Genomic DNA, 20,061 nt, shown 5'->3' with positions numbered 1-20,061 from the left:
ACATAGGACAAGTCCTAATCTTTGTAGGACGTTTCCCAAAGTTGCTTTTCGATGTCGGCTGCCAGCGCTTGCAGCCGCACTTTGAGGCTGGCCCACTGCACAGGGACGACCTCGGCATGCCGCGCCTTGGCACTGCTGTCCAGTTCTGCACTGGCCCGGGCCATGGGCGCCGCGTCGATCAGGCAAGCCACACCTTTGAGGCGGTGCAGCGAGGCGCGCATCGACGGCCAGTCGCAGGTGGCCACCGCCGCATCAAGGGCCTGGCTTTCCTCGGCCAGGTTCTTCTGCAACTCCACCAGCATGCGCCGCAGGGCCACCTGGTCGGCCTGGGTCATGCGCCGCAAGGTTTGGATATCAAACGCCAGCGGTGGCACTTCCAGGTTCGACAAGACCTGCTCCAACTGCCCAAGGCTGATGGGCTTGACCAACAGTTGGTCCATGCCGGCCTCGCGGCAACGCTGCGCTTCGTCCTGGAAGGCATTGGCGCTACAACCGATGATGGGCAGGCGCGCCCTGCCGCTGGCCGCCTCGGCCTGGCGAATGCCCTGGGCCAGCGCGAAACCACTCATGTCGGGCATGTTGCAGTCGGTGATGATCACCTCCAGGGGCTGGGCCTGCCACAGCGCCAGCGCTTCCTGGCCACTGGCTGCAGCCAGTACCTGATGCCCCAGAAAGGTCAACTGCTGGCTCAACACCAGGCGATTGGCCGACAGGTCGTCGACCACCAGTACGCGCAGCGGCCTGACAGTCGCGCCGGCAATGGCAGGCGCCACGGCCTCGGGCCGTGAGGTGGCACGCGGCAGCGGCAGGCTCATGATGACCTGGGTGCCCTGCCCCGGCTTGCTGTGCAGCTCGATTTCGCCGGCCATCAGCGTTACCAACTGCTTGCAGATACTCAGGCCCAGGCCCGTACCCTGAGCCTGCTGTGCCGAAGGTGCGCCAACTTGCACGAACGGCTTGAACAGGCGGGCCTGAAGTTGTTCGTCGATGCCCACCCCGGTATCGCGCACCTCGATATGCAACCTGTCCGGGGTGGCCGCGCGCACCTCCAGAACCACAGAGCCCTCATGGGTGAACTTGAGAGCGTTGCTGAGCAGGTTGTGGATCACCTGGCGCAGGCGTAGTGGGTCGAACCAGTAGCTGCTCTCCACTTCGGGGGCCAGCATGAGTTCGAGGTGCACCTGCGTGTGGCTGGCCTGGGCGCTGAACAATTGCACGATAGCTTCCAGGAAGGGCCGCAGCGGCGTGGCCTCAGGCGCCAGGTTCAGGCTGCCCGATTCAATCTTGGCCAGGTCCAGGCTGTCGCCGATCAGCGCGATCAAATCGCGAGCCGACTGATAAGCCACATCGATGGCTTGCGACGGTTGCCCCCCTTTGGCGCGGGTCATTTCCCGCTCCAGCTCCAGCAGGCCGATGATGGCGGCCATCGGGGTGCGAATTTCGTGGCTCATGGTCGCCAGGAACGCGCTCTTGGCCTGGCTGGCCTGCACCAGTTCTGCCTCCAGGCGTTTGCGCTCGCTGATGTCGATCCAGCCACCGAGCATGCCCTGCAACTGGCCATCGGCCCGGTAGAACGGCACCATCCACTGCCAGGCGTCAACACGCTGGCCGCCCAGTTCTATCTGACGATCCACGAACAACGGCTGCTGGTCCTTGAGCAGTGTCAGGTAGTCGGCATGCAATTGCGCGGCACTGTCAGGCGCAATCAGATTCACCTCGGGCAGCAGCGTGCCGCGGACCTGCTCAAGACGCGTGGAAAAAACGGTCTCGTAGCTTTTATTGCACATCACCATCCGACCTTGCAGGTCACGCACGTAGATGGGGTTGGGGATGCCATCGAGCAACGCACGCTGAAAGGCCAACTGGTCGTTGAGCGCTTCTTCGGCGCGTTGACGCTGCTGGATCTGCGCCTTGAGCCGACTGTTCCACATCAGCGAGACCAGGCCGAACAGCAGCGCGGCCGCCAGCGCCCACCACACCCAGGGTGCGATGCGCTGCCACACGGGCGGCGCGCCGTCGACGGCGCCCAGCCACTTGAGGCGCACCGCACGCAGTTCGGCGACCGGGTAGGCCTCAAGGGACTTGTTGAGAATGCTCAGCAGCAAGGGTTCGTCCAGGCGCACGGCAAAACGGTCCGAGGCCCAGCGCCCCTCCAGACTGCGCCCCACTTTCAGCTCGCCCGGCGGGTAGCGGCCAATGGAACGCCAGGCGCTGACCTCGCTGTCCAGCGTGGCGTCGGCTTCGCCCTTGCGCACCAGGTCGCGGGCCTGATCGTAGGTGTCGACCAGGCGCAGGCGGATACGTGGGTATTGCTGGAGGATGGTGCTTTCCAGGGCGTGCTGCCGGGGCAGCACCAACACTCGCCCAGCCATCTCCTCAAGCGATGCCGCGGCCGGCCCTGTGCCCCGCACCACCAGCACCCAGCCCTGGCCGCCGAAAGAGTGGGAGAACGCCAGGAAGGCTTTGCGCTCGGTGCTTTCCGACAGCGTGGTGTTCATGTCCGCCTGCCCGGTGCGCAATACCTCCAGGCTCTGGGCGATGGAGGTCGACGGCACGAAGTCGAACTGCAGGCCGCTCATGGACGAAATGGTCGCCAGCACGTCGCGCCCCAGCCCTACCCAGTTGCCTTGCCGGTCGCGGTACAGGTAGGGCGGGTAGTCGCTGGCAATCACCCGCACCCTGGGATGCTCGCGGCGCCAGGCCTGCTCCTCATCGGTCAGGGCCACCCGCGGCTGGGCGATGTCCGAGCCCAGCCCGGCGGTCCAGCGCCCCAGTATCTCGCGGCGCAGCGACTCGTCGATGCTGGCCAGGGCGCGGTCGAGCATCGAACGCAAGGCGGTATCGCTGTCGCGAACCGCGAAGGCGAACCCGGCGTTGGGCAGCTCGGCGCTGCCGACAATGCGCAACCCCATGAAGGGGCGCAGGGCACTGTAGGCCCGAACCACCACTTCGTTGCCGATGAATGCTTGCACCTCGCCCTGGGCCACCGCCTCAAGGCCGCTCGCCAGGCTGGGCGCCAGGATGATTTCGCTGCGCGGATAGACGCTGTGCAGCACATCCAGGTTCAGGTAACCGTCCAGCACGGCGATGCGCGCGCCGTCCATGGAGACCGGCGTGGTAACACCCTGGCGCTGTACCAGCACCGCGTCGTCCGGCATGTAGGCACGGCTGAAGGCCAGCCCCTTGCGCTTGCGCTCGAAGCCGTTGGCGCTGGTGAGGATATCGATCTCGCCCTTCTCCAGTGCCTCAACGGCCTCTTCACGACGGGCAAAGCCGTGGATCTGCAGCGGCTCGTCGAGACGGCTGGCGATGAGGTTGAGGTAGTCGGCGCTGATGCCGCGGTAACGGTTGCGATCGACGGTGATGTCGACAGGCTCGTGATCGGTGATCGACACGCCGACGCGCAAGGTGCCGCGCTGGTTCAGCCAGGTGCGATCACTGGCGGGCAGTGGCAGGGGGTCAAGGCGAGTGAAGGCTGGCATCAGGGCAAATGGCAGGCTTTGGGCTGCCTGGCCGGTGCCGCAGAACGCCAGGCACAGCAGGGTCAGCCAGGCCAGTAGCCAGCGTGTGCCTGTGTGGTGGGGGTGCTTCATGCCGTGTCCTTGCGCCTGCGTGAGTGTGCAGGCTCAAGTTTGACACGTACCCACGATAAAGCCCGTCGAGGGACGGGCTTTATGTGTTGCAGCATATTCACCGCAGCCTGGCGGCAGCGGCTACGGGATTACAGCGGCTTGCCGCGGTTGCCGTGCTGGCTGACGAAGGCCTGGACGGCTTTCAGGTCGTTGGCCAGAACGGTGCATTTTTCTTCGCGGCTGAACAGGTCGGCCAGGTGCGCCGGCAGTTCCAGGGCCTTGCCAACACCGGCCTTGACCACGGCATCCGGGAATTTGACCGGGTGCGCGGTGCCCAGCACTACCATCGGGATGTCCAGGCTGCGACGGCATTCGCGCGCGGCCTTGACGCCGATGGCGGTGTGCGGGTCCAGCACTTCGCCGGTCTGGGCGAAGACTTCGGCGATGGTTTCGCAGGTGGCTTCGTCACTGACCGCCAGGGAATCGAACAGCTTGCGCGCCTCGGTCCAGCGCTCTTGCTCGACGCTGAAGCCGCCGCCTTGCTTGAAGGTGTCCATCAACTCGGCAACGGCGGCGCCATTGCGACCGTGCAAGTCGAACAGCAGGCGCTCGAAGTTCGACGAGACCATGATGTCCATCGACGGCGACAAGGTGGCGTGCAGGGTTTCCTTGGCATACTGGTTGCCGCTCATGAAGCGGTGCAGGATGTCGTTGCGGTTGGTGGCCACGATCAGCTGGTTGATCGGCAGGCCCATGTTGCGTGCCAGGTAACCGGCGAAAATGTCGCCGAAGTTGCCGGTAGGCACCGAGAACGACACCGAGCGCGCCGGGCCGCCCAGCTGCAAGGCTGCGTGGAAGTAGTAGACGATCTGGGCCATGATACGCGCCCAGTTGATCGAGTTCACCGCTACCAGGCGGGTGCCCTTCAGGAAGCTCTGGTCAGCGAAGCTGTTCTTGACCATTTCCTGGCAGTCATCGAAGTTGCCTTCGATGGCGATGTTGTGGATGTTGTCGCCGAACAGCGTAGTCATCTGCCGACGCTGCACTTCCGACACGCGCTGGTGCGGGTGCAGGATGAAAATGTCGACGTTTTCGCAGTGCTTGCAGCCTTCGATGGCGGCGGAACCGGTGTCACCGCTGGTGGCGCCGATGATCACCACGCGCTCGCCGCGCTTGGCCAGGGTGTAGTCCAGCAGGCGACCCAGCAGTTGCAGGGCGAAGTCCTTGAAGGCCAAAGTCGGGCCGTGGAACAGTTCCAGCACCCACTCGTTGCCGTTGAGCTGGCGCAGTGGCGCCACGGCGTTGTGGGCGAACTTGCCGTAGGTTTCTTCGAGGATTTTCTTGAAGTCGGCGTCCGGGATGCTGCCGGTGACGAACGGGCGCATGATGCGGAAGGCCAGTTCGTGGTACGGCAGGCCGGCCCACGAGGCGATTTCTTCAACGGTGAAGCGTGGCAGGTTTTCCGGCACGTACAGGCCGCCGTCACTGGCCAGGCCAGCCAGCAGCACGTCTTCGAAGTTCAGGGCCGGGGCTTTGCCGCGAGTACTGATATAACGCATGGTTCCAAACCTTTGTTTCGCACCGCCAGCCCCGCCGGGGCTGGCGGCGGCTGATTAGTTGAGGTGCTCGACGCGGATGCGGACAACGGGGCTGACCACGCCTTCCAGACCTTCCAGGGCCTTGATGGCGTCGTTCATGCGCTGTTCCTGCACGCGGTGGGTCAGGAGGATCATCGGCACGCGGCCGTCCTGTTCCTCGACTTCCTTCTGCATGATCGATTCGATGTTGATGCCGCGCTCCGACAGGATGCTGGCAACCTGGGCGAGCACGCCCGGGTGGTCCTTGGCGTGAATGCGCAGGTAGTAGGCAGTCTCGCACTGGTCGATCGGCAGGATCGGGTGCGCCGACAGCGAATCGGGCTGGAAGGCCAGGTGCGGCACGCGGTTTTCCGGGTCGCTGGTCATGGCACGGACCACGTCCACCAGGTCAGCAACCACGGACGACGCGGTAGGCTCCATGCCGGCGCCGGCGCCGTAGAACAGGGTGGAACCGGCAGCATCACCGTTGACCATCACGGCGTTCATCACGCCATTGACGTTGGCGATCAGGCGGTCGGCCGGGATCAGCGTCGGGTGCACGCGCAGCTCGATGCCGGCGGCCGTGCTGCGGGCCACGCCCAGGTGCTTGATGCGGTAGCCCAGCGCTTCGGCGTAGTTGACGTCGGCGGTGGTCAGTTTGGTGATGCCTTCGGTGTAGGCCTTGTCGAACTGCAGCGGGATGCCAAAGGCGATGGACGCCAGGATGGTCAGCTTGTGCGCCGCGTCGATGCCTTCCACGTCGAAGGTCGGGTCGGCTTCGGCGTACCCCAGGGCCTGGGCCTCGGCCAGCACGTCTTCGAAGGTACGGCCCTTCTCGCGCATTTCGGTGAGGATGAAGTTGCCCGTGCCGTTGATGATGCCGGCCACCCAGTTGATGCGGTTGGCCGACAGGCCTTCGCGGATCGCCTTGATCACCGGGATACCACCGGCCACGGCCGCTTCGAACGCCACGATCACGCCTTTTTCGCGGGCCTTGGCGAAGATCTCGTTACCGTGCACGGCAATCAGCGCCTTGTTGGCGGTAACCACGTGCTTGCCGTTCTCGATGGCCTTGAGCACCAGCTCGCGAGCCACGGTGTAGCCGCCGATCAATTCGATGACGATGTCGATGTCCGAGTTGCTGGCCACGGCAAAGACATCGTTGGTAATGGGGGTACCGGTAATCTGGCAATTCGGGTTGGGCGAACGCATGGCAATCTGAGCCACTTCGATTCCACGCCCGGCACGGCGGGCAATCTCCTCGGCGTTGCGCTGAAGTACGTTGAAGGTGCCGCCACCGACGGTACCTAACCCACAGATGCCTACTTTGACCGGTTTCACTCTGAACTCCCCATAAAACGGCCGACGCAGGGTCGGCCGTGACAAACCGCCGCACACCGGTGCGGCTTGGTAATTTACGGCCTGGCGGGCATTCCCGTCAGGCCTTGATCTTTGATGACGCAAGCACGGCGCGCATCAGCCCTTGGCGCCCAGGGCCAGCTTGGCCACTTGCGGGGCCGGCTGGTAGCCAGGAATCATCTCGCCGTTTTCCAGGACGATGGCCGGCGTGCCGTTGACACCGATGGACTGGCCCATGGCGAACTGTTTGCTGACCGGGTTGGCGCATTTTGGCGCCGAAACGTCTTTGCCGTTGATCAGCTTGGTCAGCGAATCCTGACGATCCTTGGAGCACCACACGGCCTGCAGTTGCGCATCGCCCGGCGAGCCGAGGCCCTGGCGCGGGAAGGCCAGGTAACGCACTTCGATGCCCATTTTGTTCAGGGCCGGCACTTCTTCGTGCAGCTTGTGGCAGTACGGGCAGGTGGTGTCGGTGAACACGGTGATGTGCGACTTGGTCTCGCCCACGGCCGGGAACACCACCATTTCGGCGGCAGGGATGGCGTTGATGGTTTTGGCCACGCCCTGGCGCTCGGTGATTTCGGTGAGGTTGACCGGCTTGCCGTCCTGCACCTGGAACAGGTAACCCTGCATCACGAACTTGCCGTCGGCGCTGGCGTACAGCACGCGGCTGCCCTGCAGCTTGACTTCGTACAAGCCGTTGAGCGGGCTGGCGGCGATGCTCTCCACCGGGGTGTCGAGCTGCAAGGTGGCGAGGGTTTTGCGAATGGCCTGTTCGGCCTTGTCGTCGGCCATAGCCACGGTGCTGAGCAGCGCAAGGGCGGCGGCAGCGAAAATTCGGGTCACGCGCATGGAAACTCCTGAGGCAGCGGACGAAGGGGCCAATCGTGCTGGGTCGGCTGTCCGGAAACGGCCGGCATTCGATGCCCGCTTTGCTAACCGCCCAAGCCTACCACATTCGCAGGATCTGTCCGAATGACACGGCAACAAGAGATGTGCGGTGATCGCCTCAGCCACGCGGGTGATGACGTGCGTGCAGGTCCTGCAGGCGGGCGCGGGCCACGTGGGTGTAGATCTGCGTGGTGGACAGGTCACTGTGGCCCAGCAGCATCTGCACCACGCGCAGGTCGGCGCCGTGGTTGAGCAGGTGCGTGGCGAAGGCATGGCGAAGGGTGTGCGGCGACAGCGCCTTGCCGATGCCGGCCACGCTGGCCTGGTGCTTGATGCGGTGCCAGAAGGTCTGGCGGGTCATTTGCTCGCCGCGCTGGCTGGGGAACAGCACATCGCTGGGGCGCCCGCCCAGCAGGTCATTGCGGCCGTCGCGCAGGTAGCGCTCGACCCACACCACCGCCTCCTCGCCCATCGGCACCAGGCGCTCCTTGCTGCCCTTGCCCATCACCCGCAGCACGCCCTGGCGCAGGTTGACCTGGTCCAGGGTCAGGCTGACCAGTTCGGTCACGCGCAGGCCGCAGGCGTACAGTACCTCAAGCATGGCCCGGTCGCGCTGGCCGATGGGCTCGCTGAGGTCCGGGGCCTTGAGCAGCGCCTCGACGTCGGCTTCCGACAGGGATTTGGGCAATGGCCTTCCCAGTTGCGGCATGTCGACCTGCAAGGTCGGGTCCACGGCGATCAGCTTTTCACGCAGCAGGTAGCGATAAAAGCCACGCACGCCGGAGAGAAAGCGCGCTGTGGAACGCGGCTTGTAGGCCTGGTCCACGCGCCAGGCCAGGTGGTCGAGAATCAGCTCGCGGCCCGCCTGGGGCAATTGAATGCCCTTGTCCTGCAGCCAGCCGTTGAACAGCGTCAGGTCACTGCGATAGGCATCGCGACTGTTGTCCGACAGGCCTTTTTCCAGCCACAGGGCGTCGAGGTACTGGTCGATGAGCGGGTGGTCTACAGCGGGCATCTGGTCGAACCGGGCGATGGAAAGCTGCAGTCTACCTTACAGGCCGGGCAATACCGGCACCGGGCGCTTGTCATCGTCGATGGCGACGAAGCTGAACACGCCTTCGATGGCTTTCTCGCGACCGTCGCAGCTCATGCTTTCGACGAAGACTTCCACCAATACCTTGAGGCTGGTGTTGCCGACTTTCACCACGGCGCCCACCAGCTCGACGATGCTGCCGGCGGGGATCGGGTGGTTGAAGTCGATACGATCGGTAGACACGGTGACCAGCGGCAGGCGGCAGAAGCGCGTGGCGGTGATGAATGACACTTCATCCATCCAGGCCAGGGCGGTGCCGCCGAACAGGGTGTTGTGGTGGTTGGTGGTGGGCGGGAATACTGCTTTGGTGACGCGGCTGACCGACAGTTCGGTGCGGCGCTGAATTTCGAGGTCGCGTGGGGTCACGGACTGTACCAATGAAAAACTGGCTCTGTAGCCGCTGCCGCCAGGCTGCGCTGGCCCTAATCCACACTCCAGATCTGTAGTGTAAGAGAGGGCCAGCGCAGCCTGCGGCAGCGGCTACAGGGTGCGATGGGCGCGGGCATAAATCGCGGGCACAAAAAAGCAGCCCGTAGGCTGCTTTCTTCTTGCATCGGTAAAACGGCTATTAAGCCAGTTTTTCCTTGATGCGAGCTGCTTTACCCGACAGGTCGCGCAGGTAGTACAGCTTGGCTTTACGCACGTCACCACGACGTTTCACGGCCATGCTGTCGATCTGCGGGCTGTAGGTCTGGAAGGTACGCTCTACGCCAACACCGTTGGAGATTTTACGAACAGTGAAAGCACTGTTCACACCACGGTTACGCTTGGCGATAACAACGCCTTCGAACGCCTGCAGACGAGCGCGATCGCCTTCCTTCACTTTCACCTGAACGACGATGGTGTCGCCCGGGGCGAAGGCCGGGATTTCTTTGGTCATCTGCTCAGCTTCGAGTTGCAGAATGATTTTGTTGGTCATGCTGTGCTCCTAAGGTAAATCCTTGTGATTTACCATCGATACGTTAACTATCGTCCCGCTCACGGAGATACTCCGTCAGCAGCTTCTTCTCTTCTCCAGAAAGCGAGCGTCTTTCCAGAAGATCGGCACGTCGTTCGTAGGTCCGCCCAAGGGACTGCTGCAAACGCCAGCGCCGGATGTGTGCATGATTGCCACTTAGCAATACGTCGGGAACACGCTGATCCGCATACACCTCCGGTCGGGTGTAGTGCGGGCAATCCAGCAGCCCATCCGTGAAGGAGTCTTCCTCCGCGGAGTCCGCATGCCCTAAAGCTCCGGGCAGCAGTCGTGTAACCGCATCGATCAGGACCATCGCCGGCAGCTCACCGCCAGACAGTACATAGTCGCCAATCGACCACTCTTCATCGACATGAGCCTGAATAAACCGCTCGTCAATGCCTTCATAGCGACCTGCGATCAGAATCAAGGATTCCGATTCAGCCAGTTCGCGAACCCCCTGCTGAGTCAGCTGGCGGCCTTGCGGCGACAGGTAAATGACCTTCGCCGACTCCCCCGCTGCGTTCCTGGCCTCGGCCAGCGCATCTTCCAGGGGCTTGATCTTCATCACCATGCCCGGACCACCGCCAAACGGACGATCATCCACCGTATGGTGACGATCTGTGGTGTAGTCCCGCGGATTCCAACAGGTCAGTTGCAACAACCCCTGTTTCACCGCACGGCTGGTAATGCCGTACTCGCTGATGGCCGAAAACATCTCGGGGAACAGACTGATCACTTCTACGCGCAGGCTAGCCATTGCCTAGAAGTCCGCATCCCAATCAACCTTCATCTCGCCCGCGGCCAGGTCGACAGCCAACACACACTGCTCCGTATAGGGCAGCAGGCGCTCGCGATCATCCAGGCTGCCAGCGCAAGGCTTGACCACCATCACATCATTCGAACCGGTCTCCAGCAGGTGATCGATCTTCCCGAGCAGTTGCCCGAGTTGGTCGATGACATTCAGACCTTCCAGCTGGTACCAGTAGTACTCGCCGTCGTCCAAATCCGGAAACAGATCACGTGGCACGCAGATCTCGTAACCGGACAGAAGCTGGGCTTCGTCGCGGTCGTCAAGACCCTTGAGCTTCGTGACCAGGAACTTGCTCTGCAAGCGCCCGCTGACCAGCTCTACCTGCTTGTCCACGCTGCCTGCGCGCTTGAGCGTCCAGGTTTTGTAGTCCAACAGGTTGTCAATCGGATCAGTAAAGGAATAAACCTTCACTTCGCCACGAACGCCGTGAACCGAGAAAATCTTGCCGATAACGATCAAATCATCAGCAGTAGCTGGCGTCGTGTTCATATTGCTCAGGCCGCAGCCTTGGCAGCTTCCTTCAGCAACTGAGCAACGCGCTCAGAAGGCTGTGCACCAACGCTCAACCAGTGGTTGACGCGCTCTTGGTTCACGGACAGGCGGATTTCCTGACCACGAGCCACTGGGTTGAAGAAGCCAACGTGCTCTTTGTGCGAGCCGTCACGCGGGTTACGCGAGTCGGTCACGGTCAGTTGGTAGAATGGGCGCTTTTTAGAGCCGCCACGGGCAAGACGGATGGTTAGCATTGAACATCGTTCCTGTAGTCGGTGCTGCAAATCATAATGCACAGCGGGCACACGGGTGCCCGAAAGGCCGCATATTCTCAAGGAATATCCGGACTTTTGCAAATGCCTTTTTCCGGCGCATTGGACGCGCCCGATAGATTTGCTTCATATGGCCACCCGAAGGGGTGGCCGGTGGACCTGCCGAGGCAGGTTTACCGCAGTGCCCGCGTTGCCGCGGGCGGTGCCAGCCCTGGGGCTGGCACGGGTAATCACATTTTCGGCATGCCACCGCCGCCGGGCAGCATGCCGCCCATGCCGCGCATCATTTTGGCCATGCCGCCCTTGGTGGAGAACTTCTTCATCATCTTCTGCATCTGCTTGTGTTGCTTGATCAAGCGACCGATGTCCTGCACCTGGGTACCGGAACCCATGGCGATACGGCGTTTGCGCGAACCGCTGATCAGGTCAGGGTCACGGCGCTCGGCCGGGGTCATGGAGTTGATGATGGCTTCCATCTGTTTGAATTGCTTCTCGGCGGCGTTCTGGGCATTGCCCATCTGCGACAGGTTCATGCCACCGATGCTCGGCAGCTTGTCCATCAGGCCACCCAGGCCACCCATGTTCTTCATCTGTTGCAGCTGGTCACGGAAGTCTTCGAGGTCGAAGCCCTTGCCCTTCTTCAGCTTTTTGGCCAGTTTGTCGGCCTTCTCTTTATCCAGGGTCTGCTCGGCCTGCTCGATCAGGCTGAGCACGTCACCCATGCCCAGGATCCGCGAGGCGATACGATCCGGATGGAAGGGCTCGAGCGCTTCGCTCTTCTCGCCCATACCGATGAACTTGATCGGCTTGCCGGTGATGGCACGCACCGACAGGGCGGCACCGCCACGGGCGTCGCCGTCGACCTTGGTCAGGATCACGCCGGTCAGCGGCAGCGCATCGCCAAACGCCTTGGCGGTGTTGGCGGCGTCCTGGCCGGTCATGGCGTCGACCACGAACAGCGTTTCCACCGGCTTGATGGCCGCGTGCAGGGCCTGGATCTCGCCCATCATCTCGGCGTCGATGTGCAGACGGCCGGCGGTGTCGACGATGACCACGTCGATGAACTTGAGCTTGGCTTCGCGGATGGCCGCTTCAGCGATAGCCACTGGCTTCTGGGTGATATCGGACGGGAAGAACGTCACGCCGATGTCGTTGGCCAGGGTTTCCAGCTGTTTGATGGCCGCCGGACGGTACACGTCGGCCGATACCACCATCACGCTCTTCTTCTTGCGCTCTTTGAGGAAGCGCGCCAGCTTGCCGGCGGTGGTGGTTTTACCCGCACCCTGCAGACCGGCCATCAGCACCACCGCAGGCGGCGCGGCGTTCAGGGCCAGGTCTTCGTTGGCCGCACCCATCAGGCCTTCGAGCTCGATCTGCACGATCTTCACGAACGCCTGGCCAGGCGTCAGGCTGCGCGACACTTCAGTGCCGACCGCGCGTTCCTTGACCTTGTTGACGAAGTCCTTCACCACCGGCAAGGCGACGTCGGCTTCCAGCAACGCCATGCGCACTTCACGCAGGGTGTCTTTGATGTTGTCTTCCGTCAGCTTGGCCTTGCCAGTGACATGGCGCAGCGTCTGCGAAAGACGTTCGGTAAGGTTTTCAAACATGCGCGATCCTTTCAGGCTCAATTGAACCGAGGTTAAGCAGCCTGGCCCGTGAATAAGTAGAGGCGCGGCGTGGGCCGGTCGGCGATTATAGCGAGAAGTACGCGCCACGGACACCAGTGCCGCGCCAGTCTTTCGTCCGGCGGCCGTTCTATGCCACACTCAGCGACTTTCGGGCTTGCTCCACAGGACTTATGCTCCCCTTGTCACCCAGTTTGCTACCCAGTCTCGCCGCCGCCTTCCTTTATGCCGCTGCGACCGCCTACCAGGGCACCCGAGTCGGCCAGCGCGCCGCGGTGGACAAGCGCCTGCTGTACATCATCGGCGCCCTCGCCGTGGTGGCCCAGGGCCTTGCACTCAAGTACCAGCTGATCACGCCGCTGGGCCTGAGCCTGGACTTCTTCGGCGCCGCCAGCCTGATTTCCGCTGCCGTGATTGCCCTGACCCTGATCGCCTGCACGCGCATCCCGGTGGAAAACCTGCTGCTGTTGCTGTTCCCGCTGGGCGCGCTGACCACCCTGGTGGCGCAGTTCATCCCCAAGGGCACGGTGCCGCTGATCAATGAAGAGCCGGGCATGCTCGCGCATATCCTGCTGTCGATCCTGGCCTACGGCATGTTCACCATCGCGGTGTTCCAGGCGCTGTTGCTGCTGGTGCAGAACCACCAGCTCAAGCACAAGCACCCTGCCGGGCTGATCAAGAACTTCCCGCCCCTGCAAACCATGGAAAGCCTGCTGTTCGGCTTCTTGTGGGCCGGCTGGGCGCTGCTGTCGATGTCGCTGATTTCCGGCTGGCTGTTCGTGGAAAACCTGTTCGCCCAGCACCTGGTGCACAAAACCCTGCTGGCGTGCCTGGCCTGGATCGTCTTCAGTGTGTTGTTGTGGGGCCGCAACCGTCTGGGCTGGCGCGGCCACAAGGCGATTCGCTGGACCCTGGCCGGTTTCTGCCTGCTGATGCTGGCGTACTTCGGCAGCAAGCTGGTCCGCGAATACATTCTGCACATCTGACAGGCGAGTAAATGGACAATCTGCCGTTGGGCTCGATGCTGGGTGTCGTGCTGTTGTCGATCCTCTGGTCGGCGCTGTTCACGGGCGTGGAAACCGCCCGCAACCACTTGGCCGCCCTGCGCACCCGGCGCAAGGTGGGCGAGCGTCCCAGCCTGGCCTTCCCACTGGAAAGCCTGGTGCTGTGCAACACCCTGTGCCGCGTGCTGGCGGTGGTGCTGGGGGTGTTCGTGGCGGTGTACCACTGGCACTTCAAGGGCCTGTGGATGGGCGGGCTGATCATGGCGGCGCTGCTGCTGACCTTCTGTGAATACCTGCCGCGCCTGCTGGCGCGCCGCCATCCGGATGCCTTCATCGGCCTGGGCAACTCGCTGCTGCGCCTGCCACTCAAGCTGCTGTACCCGCTGGTGTGGCCATTCAGCGGCATCGCCCGACTGCTGCTCAAGCCGTTCGCACCCATCGCCACCCCGATCGCCCGTCAGCATGACGAGCCGCTGGATGAAGGCGCCGAGGACGACCTGGAGCAGGATGAAATGCCCACCGCGCCACACCTGCTGGGCGGCCTGCAAGCGCTGAACCGCATCACCGTCAACGACATCCTGGTGCCGCGCAGCGAAGTGGACGGCCTGAACCTGGATGACCCGATCGAAAAAATCGCCGAACAGCTGATCATCAGCCGTCATACCCGCCTGCCGGTGTACCACAACGACATCAATCAGGTCGAAAAGGTGCTCAACACCCGCCAGGTCAGCCACCTGCTGCCCAAGGGTGAACTGACCATGGAAGCCCTGCTGGCGGCCTGTTACGACGCGTATTTCGTGCCGGAAAGCACCCCCTTGCACCTGCAACTGCTCAACTTCCACAAACAGCAACGACGCATGGGCGTGGTCGTGGATGAGTACGGGGAAGTGCTGGGCCTGGTGACGCTGGAAGACATTCTGGAAGAAATTGTCGGCGAGTTCGAAGACGAACACACCATGGACAACCCTCACGTGCACCCACAGGCCGATGGCCGCTTCGTGGTGGATGGGGCGGCGTCGATCCGCGAGCTGAACAAGACGCTGGGCTGGCACTTGCCCAGCGATGGGCCCAAGACCCTCAATGGGCTGGTGACCGAGGCGCTGGAGAGCATCCCTGACTGTGCGGTGTGCCTGAAGATTGGGCGCTATCGGCTGGAGATCCTGCAGGCCGAGGAGAACCGGGTGACTCGCGTGCTGATCTGGCATACCTCGAGCCTGCCCAAGCTGGCCTGATATCTCTGTAGCCGCTGCCGCCAGGCTGCGCTGGCCCTGATGTGCGCTGCAGACTTTCAGTGAGGCAAAGGGCCAGCGCAGCCTGCGGCAGCGGCTACAGGTTGCACCACCGGCTGCAATTCATATAATCGAAACAGCTTACCCAGCGCCTTGCCGCCCGCCCCCTGCTACCCGCACGGACGTGAACCGGCCCCCTTCCTGCGGCCCACCCTGCCCCGCACCTATAATAATTCACGATTGCCAGGGACCTGCCATGAGTACCAGCACCTACGCTGCCAGCGGCGACGCGCCGCCGCTCAACTCCACCGCCCGCGTGGCCACTGCCAGTTTCATCGGCACCGCCATCGAGTTCTACGATTTCTACGTATACGCCACCGCCGCCGCGCTGGTGATCGGCCCGGTCTTCTTTCCCCAGACCTCCGGCACCGCGCAGATGCTGTCGGCCTTCCTGACCTTCGGCATCGCCTTCCTTGCTCGCCCCCTGGGCTCGGCGCTGTTCGGCCATTTCGGCGACCGCATCGGTCGCAAATCCACGCTGGTGGCTTCGCTGTTGCTGATGGGTGTGTGCACCACACTGATTGGCGTGCTGCCCGGCTACGAGCAGATCGGCGCCTGGGCGCCGATCCTGCTGTGCGTGCTGCGCTTCGGCCAGGGCCTGGGACTGGGTGGCGAATGGGGTGGCGCGGCGTTGCTGGCCACCGAGAATGCGCCCAAGGGCAAGCGCGCCTGGTTTGGCATGTTCCCGCAACTGGGCCCCTCCATTGGCTTCCTGGCGGCCAATGGTCTGTTTCTGAGCCTGGCCATGGTGCTCAGTGACGAGCAGTTCCGCGCCTGGGGCTGGCGCCTGCCGTTCCTGCTCAGCGCGCTGCTGGTGATGGTGGGCTTGTACGTGCGGCTCAAGCTGGAAGAAACGCCGGTGTTCGCCAAGGCCATGGCCAACCACGAAAAGCTGAAGATGCCGCTGGCGGAACTGTTTGCCCAATACTGGCGGCCGATGCTGCTGGGCGCAGCGTCCATGGTGGTGTGCTATGCGCTGTTCTACATCTCCACGGTGTTTTCCCTGAGCTATGGCGTGGCCAGCCTGGGGTACAGCCGTGAGAGCTTCCTGGGCATGCTGTGCTTCGCCGTGTTGTTCATGGCCTTGGCCACGCCGATTTCGGCGGCGCTGAGCGACCGTTTCGGGCGCAAGCCGGTACTGGTGTTCGGCGGCGTGCTGGCGATAGCCTCGGGGTTTGTCATGGAGCCGTTGCTGACGCAGGGGTCGACCACCAGCGTGGCGCTGTTCCTGAGCATCGAGCTGTTTTTGATGGGCTTTACGTTTGCGCCCATGGGGGCGTTGCTGCCCGAGCTGTTCCCTACCCGCGTGCGGTATACCGGGGCGTCGGCGGCCTACAACCTGGGCGGTATCGTCGGGGCCTCGGCGGCGCCGTTTGCGGCGCAGAAGCTGGTGGCCATGGGTGGCTTGAGCTGGGTGGGTGGGTATGTGTCGGCGGCGGCGCTGCTCAGCGTGCTGGCGGTGCTGTGCCTGAAGGAGACGCGGGATGAGGACCTGAGCCAGGTCAAATGACCGTAGCCGCTGCCGTAGGCTGCGCTGGCCCTTTGCCTCACTGAAGATTTTCAGCGGGGTTAGGGGGCCAGCGCAGCCTGGCGGCAGCGGCTACAGGGGTTTACATCTCTACGCTGACAGCCTGAGCAGCACGGGTCGCCTTGGCGCGGGCCGCTTCGATCGACTCGTCACGTGCCAGGGCCACGCCCATGCGGCGCTGGCCAGCCACTTCCGGCTTGCCGAACAGACGCAGCGCAGTGTCCGGCTCGGCCAGGGCCGCGCCCAGGTTGGCGAACGCCGTTTGGGTGGAGTTGCCTTCCACCAGGATCACGGCCGAAGCCGACGGGCCGAACTGGCGCACCAGCGGAATCGGCAGGCCGAGGATGGCGCGGGCGTGCAGGGCAAACTGCGACAGGTCCTGGGAAATCAGGGTAACCAGACCAGTATCATGCGGGCGCGGCGACACTTCGCTGAACCACACCTGATCGCCCTTGACGAACAGCTCCACACCGAACAGACCACGACCACCCAGGGCCTCGGTCACGGCCTTGGCCACGCGTTCGGATTCTGCCAGGGCCACCGGGCTCATGGCCTGGGGCTGCCAGGATTCCTGATAGTCGCCTTTTTCCTGACGGTGACCCACCGGGGCCAGGAACGTGGTGCCGCCGACGTGACGCACGGTCAGCAGGGTGATTTCGTAGTCGAAGTCGATGAAGCCTTCGATGATCACCCGGCCTTTGCCGGCACGGCCGCCTTCCTGGGCGTAGTCCCAGGCCTTCTGGATATCATCCACGCCCTTGAGCAGGCTCTGGCCCTTGCCCGACGAGCTCATTACCGGCTTGACCACGCAGGGGAAGCCCAGGTCTTCAACGGCCTTGCGGTACTCTTCGAAAGTGTCGGCGAAGTGGTACGGCGAGGTCGGCAGGTCCAGCTCTTCGGCGGCCAGGCGACGGATGCCTTCGCGGTTCATGGTCAGCTGGGCAGCGCGGGCGGTGGGCACCACGGTGAAGCCTTCGGACTCCAGCTCCACCAGGGTGGCGGTGGCGATGGCTTCGATTTCCGGCACGATGTAGTGCGGCTTCTCGGCCTCGATCACCGCACGCAGCGCGGCGCCATCGAGCATGTTGATCACATGGCTGCGGTGGGCGACCTGCATGGCGGGGGCATTGGCATAACGGTCGACGGCGATCACTTCAACGCCCAGGCGTTGCAGCTCGATCACCACTTCCTTGCCCAGCTCGCCGCAGCCACACAGCAGTACGCGCGTCGCGGTCGGCGACAGTGGAGTTCCGATACGGGTCATTTCAGGTCCTTAAGGGGAACAGGTTATCGCGGGCCGCCCGGGTGCGGCCCACCGAGGCGGGCATTTTACATCAATCGGCGCGGGGCGGCGCTGCGACACGACCGCCTGACTTACGCATGGCTTGGGATTCGTGGCGCCTCCATCGCGAGCAAGCTTTGCTCCCACAGTGTTGCGCCATCCACCGTGGTTGGCGCAACACTGTGGGAGCAAAGCTTGCTCGCGATAGCCGCGCCGCGGTCTAGAGCGAACTTCAGGCGCCAGCGACAAACATCATGCCGCTGGCCACCGCGCGCTCGTGGCACTTGACCAGCACTTCGCGGCGCTCCTCGTTGGTCATGCGCCCCCAGCGGGTGATTTCGGCGGCGGTGCGCTGGCAGCCGGTGCAGATGTCGTCGTCATCCAGGGCGCAGACCTGTACGCAAGGCGAGGCGACGGGGCGTTCTTGGTTCATCAGTCTTCCTGGGGTGCGAGGTCCCGCGCGTAGCGCCGGGCATTGTGTACGTAGTGGGCAGCGCTGCCCTCCAGCATCTTCTTCTGCGCATCGGTCAGTTCACGCACCACCTTGCCGGGCGACCCCATGACCAGGGAGCCATCGGGGATCTCCTTGCCCTCGGCGATCAGCGCGTTGGCGCCGATGATGCAGTGCTTGCCGATTTTCGCGCCGTTGAGGATGACCGCATTGATGCCGATCAGACTGTAGTCGTCGACGCTGCAGCCATGCAGCATGGCGTTGTGGCCAATTGTAACACCGCGACCGATGGTCAAGGGTGACCCCATGTCGGTGTGCATCACGGTGCCGTCCTGCACGTTGCTGTCCGGGCCGATGTCGATCAGTTCATTGTCGCCGCGCAGCACGGCGCCAAACCACACGCTGGCATTTTCCTGCAGGCGCACCTTGCCGATCAGGGTGGCAGTGGGCGCGGTCCAGCTGGAAGGATGGGTGTCGACGCGGGCGTCGCCCAGGCGGTATTTCATCGGATGTCCTCAGGCAGGCAAGGCGGCTCGGGTGTCCGCTCAAATTGACGTGTAATGCTCGGGGGGGCGATGCAGGCTGATGTCGGCGTCGTAGATCAGGTTGACCAGCTCCACGATCATGATCGCCGACAGGCCCCATATCTTGTAGCCGCCGTAGCGGTAGCTGGGGACGTACCAGCTGCGGCCCTGGTAGTCGATGCGGTGGGTGTGCTCGCGCGGGTCTTCGCGGAAGAACGCCAGGGGCACGCTGAACACGGCGGCGATTTCGGCGTCGTTGGGACGGTACTCGACGAAGTCGGGGATCACCCCGACAAAAGGCGTGACCTTCAGGCCGTGCTTGGAGATCAGAGGGCTCAGGGGGCCCAGCACTTCGACCAGGCCGGGCGGCAGGCCGATTTCTTCCTCGGCCTCGCGCAGGGCAGTGAAGGTCAGGTCCGGATCTTCGGGGTCGCGGCGCCCGCCTGGGAAGGCGACTTCACCGCCGTGGGTGGACAGGCCCTTGGCGCGCAGGGTCAGCACCAGCTCGGGCTCGTCGCTACGCGTGATGGGCATCAGCACAGCCGCCTCGGGGAAACGACGATCGGTCTCCAGGGTCCGTGGCCTGTGGCTGCTCATCCGGCGCAGTAGCTCGTCCAGCATGGTGTCTCCCCATTCGATGCGTGGTCCAATCATGCACCAAAGCCGCGCCCTGCCCAACCCCCTTGTCGGTGCAAACCCACCCTTGCAGGCCGCCCCCCGGTGGCGCCAAGATAGGCGCAGACAACAGGAAGCCCGACATGAAATTCTGCAGCCAGTGCGGCAACCCGGTCACCCAGCTCATCCCGCAAGGCGACAACCGCCTGCGCTATGTGTGCGGGGCCTGTGAATTCATTCACTACCAGAACCCCAATATAGTCGCCGGCTGCCTGCCCGTGTGGGGCGATCGCGTATTGTTGTGCCGGCGCGCCATCGAACCGCGCCGCGGTTACTGGACGTTGCCGGCAGGCTTCATGGAAAACGGCGAGACCCTGGAACAGGCCGCCAGCCGCGAGACCGAGGAAGAAGCCTGCGCCCGCGTCCGTCAGTTGGCGCTGTACACGCTGTTCGACTTGCCACACATTAGCCAGGTGCACGTGTTCTTCCGCGCCGAACTGGCCGACCTGGATTTCGCCGTGGGCGAGGAAAGCCTTGAGGTTCGGCTGTTCGAGCAAAGCGAAATACCCTGGTCGCAGCTGGCTTTCCCCACGGTCAACCGTACCTTAGAATGCTACTTCGCCGACCGCCTGGGCAAACACTACCCGGTGCGCAACGAATTTCTGCCGCCACTGCACGGTTTGGCGCAGAGCTGAACCTGATCGTGTCACGCGGC

The 20,061-nt window shown here is 63.5% G+C and carries 19 protein-coding genes; 4 read left to right on the top strand and 15 right to left on the bottom strand.

The window, feature by feature from the left end:
- Window positions 1-14: 14 nt before the first annotated feature.
- The 11 genes from ACZ9GA_RS02745 to ffh all read right to left on the bottom strand — a co-directional run bounded on the left by ACZ9GA_RS02745 (window position 15) and on the right by ffh (window position 12,635).
- Window positions 15-3,593 carry an ATP-binding protein gene (locus ACZ9GA_RS02745; RefSeq protein ID WP_476226226.1) on the bottom strand — a complete coding sequence of 1,193 codons (3,579 nt, stop codon included), beginning with the start codon at window positions 3,591-3,593 and terminating at the stop codon, window positions 15-17.
- 128 nt (window positions 3,594-3,721) lie between these two features.
- Entirely contained in the window at window positions 3,722-5,131 is a 1,410-nt protein-coding gene (gene thrC / locus ACZ9GA_RS02740; RefSeq protein WP_027978890.1) for a threonine synthase, read from the bottom strand.
- Window positions 5,132-5,185: 54 nt separating this feature from the next.
- Window positions 5,186-6,490: a homoserine dehydrogenase gene (locus tag ACZ9GA_RS02735; protein WP_457357270.1), complete on the bottom strand. Its 1,305-nt coding sequence runs from the start codon at window positions 6,488-6,490 to the stop codon at window positions 5,186-5,188.
- A 135-nt stretch (window positions 6,491-6,625) separates the two neighbouring features.
- Complete coding sequence (gene dsbC / locus ACZ9GA_RS02730) at window positions 6,626-7,360, bottom strand: bifunctional protein-disulfide isomerase/oxidoreductase DsbC (protein ID WP_457357272.1); 735 nt, start codon at window positions 7,358-7,360, stop codon at window positions 6,626-6,628.
- Window positions 7,361-7,517: 157 nt separating this feature from the next.
- Complete coding sequence (gene xerD, locus ACZ9GA_RS02725; RefSeq protein ID WP_457357274.1) at window positions 7,518-8,414, bottom strand: site-specific tyrosine recombinase XerD; 897 nt, start codon at window positions 8,412-8,414, stop codon at window positions 7,518-7,520.
- A gap of 36 nt (window positions 8,415-8,450) precedes the next feature.
- Window positions 8,451-8,858, bottom strand: coding sequence for an acyl-CoA thioesterase (locus ACZ9GA_RS02720; RefSeq protein ID WP_457357276.1), 408 nt, complete (start codon window positions 8,856-8,858; stop codon window positions 8,451-8,453).
- A 202-nt stretch (window positions 8,859-9,060) separates the two neighbouring features.
- Complete coding sequence (gene rplS / locus ACZ9GA_RS02715) at window positions 9,061-9,411, bottom strand: 50S ribosomal protein L19 (RefSeq protein WP_027978895.1); 351 nt, start codon at window positions 9,409-9,411, stop codon at window positions 9,061-9,063.
- A 43-nt stretch (window positions 9,412-9,454) separates the two neighbouring features.
- Entirely contained in the window at window positions 9,455-10,207 is a 753-nt protein-coding gene (gene trmD, locus ACZ9GA_RS02710; protein ID WP_027978896.1) for a tRNA (guanosine(37)-N1)-methyltransferase TrmD, read from the bottom strand.
- 3 nt (window positions 10,208-10,210) lie between these two features.
- Window positions 10,211-10,750, bottom strand: a complete 540-nt coding sequence (gene rimM / locus ACZ9GA_RS02705; protein ID WP_416422769.1) for a ribosome maturation factor RimM — start codon at window positions 10,748-10,750, stop codon at window positions 10,211-10,213.
- 5 nt (window positions 10,751-10,755) lie between these two features.
- Window positions 10,756-11,007: a 30S ribosomal protein S16 gene (rpsP, locus tag ACZ9GA_RS02700; RefSeq protein ID WP_008366201.1), complete on the bottom strand. Its 252-nt coding sequence runs from the start codon at window positions 11,005-11,007 to the stop codon at window positions 10,756-10,758.
- Between the two features lie 248 nt (window positions 11,008-11,255).
- Entirely contained in the window at window positions 11,256-12,635 is a 1,380-nt protein-coding gene (gene ffh, locus ACZ9GA_RS02695) for a signal recognition particle protein (RefSeq protein ID WP_457357279.1), read from the bottom strand.
- A gap of 191 nt (window positions 12,636-12,826) precedes the next feature.
- Here ffh and ACZ9GA_RS02690 point away from each other — a divergent pair, with 191 nt between their 5' ends.
- The 3 genes from ACZ9GA_RS02690 (at window position 12,827) to ACZ9GA_RS02680 (ending at window position 16,456) form a co-directional block, all read left to right on the top strand.
- Window positions 12,827-13,639 (top strand): cytochrome C assembly family protein, encoded by an 813-nt coding sequence (locus tag ACZ9GA_RS02690; protein WP_455922373.1) that lies wholly within the window; start codon window positions 12,827-12,829, stop codon window positions 13,637-13,639.
- 11 nt (window positions 13,640-13,650) lie between these two features.
- On the top strand, window positions 13,651-14,889 hold the full coding sequence (locus ACZ9GA_RS02685; protein WP_457357282.1) for a transporter associated domain-containing protein: 1,239 nt from the start codon (window positions 13,651-13,653) through the stop codon (window positions 14,887-14,889).
- Window positions 14,890-15,142: 253 nt separating this feature from the next.
- A complete protein-coding gene (locus tag ACZ9GA_RS02680) occupies window positions 15,143-16,456 on the top strand; it encodes an MFS transporter (protein ID WP_457357284.1) in 1,314 nt (437 codons plus the stop codon).
- Window positions 16,457-16,556: 100 nt separating this feature from the next.
- Here the strand turns inward: ACZ9GA_RS02680 and purT are convergent, their stop codons facing one another.
- From purT to ACZ9GA_RS02660, 4 genes are all read right to left on the bottom strand, one after another.
- Window positions 16,557-17,738: a formate-dependent phosphoribosylglycinamide formyltransferase gene (purT, locus tag ACZ9GA_RS02675; RefSeq protein ID WP_457357286.1), complete on the bottom strand. Its 1,182-nt coding sequence runs from the start codon at window positions 17,736-17,738 to the stop codon at window positions 16,557-16,559.
- Between the two features lie 250 nt (window positions 17,739-17,988).
- Window positions 17,989-18,189 (bottom strand): DUF1289 domain-containing protein, encoded by a 201-nt coding sequence (locus ACZ9GA_RS02670; RefSeq protein WP_457357288.1) that lies wholly within the window; start codon window positions 18,187-18,189, stop codon window positions 17,989-17,991.
- Window positions 18,189-18,713 carry a gamma carbonic anhydrase family protein gene (locus ACZ9GA_RS02665; protein ID WP_027978904.1) on the bottom strand — a complete coding sequence of 175 codons (525 nt, stop codon included), beginning with the start codon at window positions 18,711-18,713 and terminating at the stop codon, window positions 18,189-18,191. The genes ACZ9GA_RS02670 and ACZ9GA_RS02665 overlap by 1 nt, the downstream gene beginning before the upstream one ends.
- 39 nt (window positions 18,714-18,752) lie before the next feature.
- Window positions 18,753-19,352 carry a CoA pyrophosphatase gene (locus tag ACZ9GA_RS02660; RefSeq protein ID WP_027978905.1) on the bottom strand — a complete coding sequence of 200 codons (600 nt, stop codon included), beginning with the start codon at window positions 19,350-19,352 and terminating at the stop codon, window positions 18,753-18,755.
- A 137-nt stretch (window positions 19,353-19,489) separates the two neighbouring features.
- On the opposite strand from ACZ9GA_RS02660, the gene ACZ9GA_RS02655 reads away from it, so the two are divergent.
- Window positions 19,490-20,041, top strand: a complete 552-nt coding sequence (locus tag ACZ9GA_RS02655; protein ID WP_457357290.1) for an NUDIX hydrolase — start codon at window positions 19,490-19,492, stop codon at window positions 20,039-20,041.
- The last annotated feature ends 20 nt before the right edge of the window (window positions 20,042-20,061 follow it).

Source organism: Pseudomonas sp. TE3644, from assembly GCF_056278815.1.
This window is presented reverse-complemented; position numbering and strand designations above follow the sequence as displayed.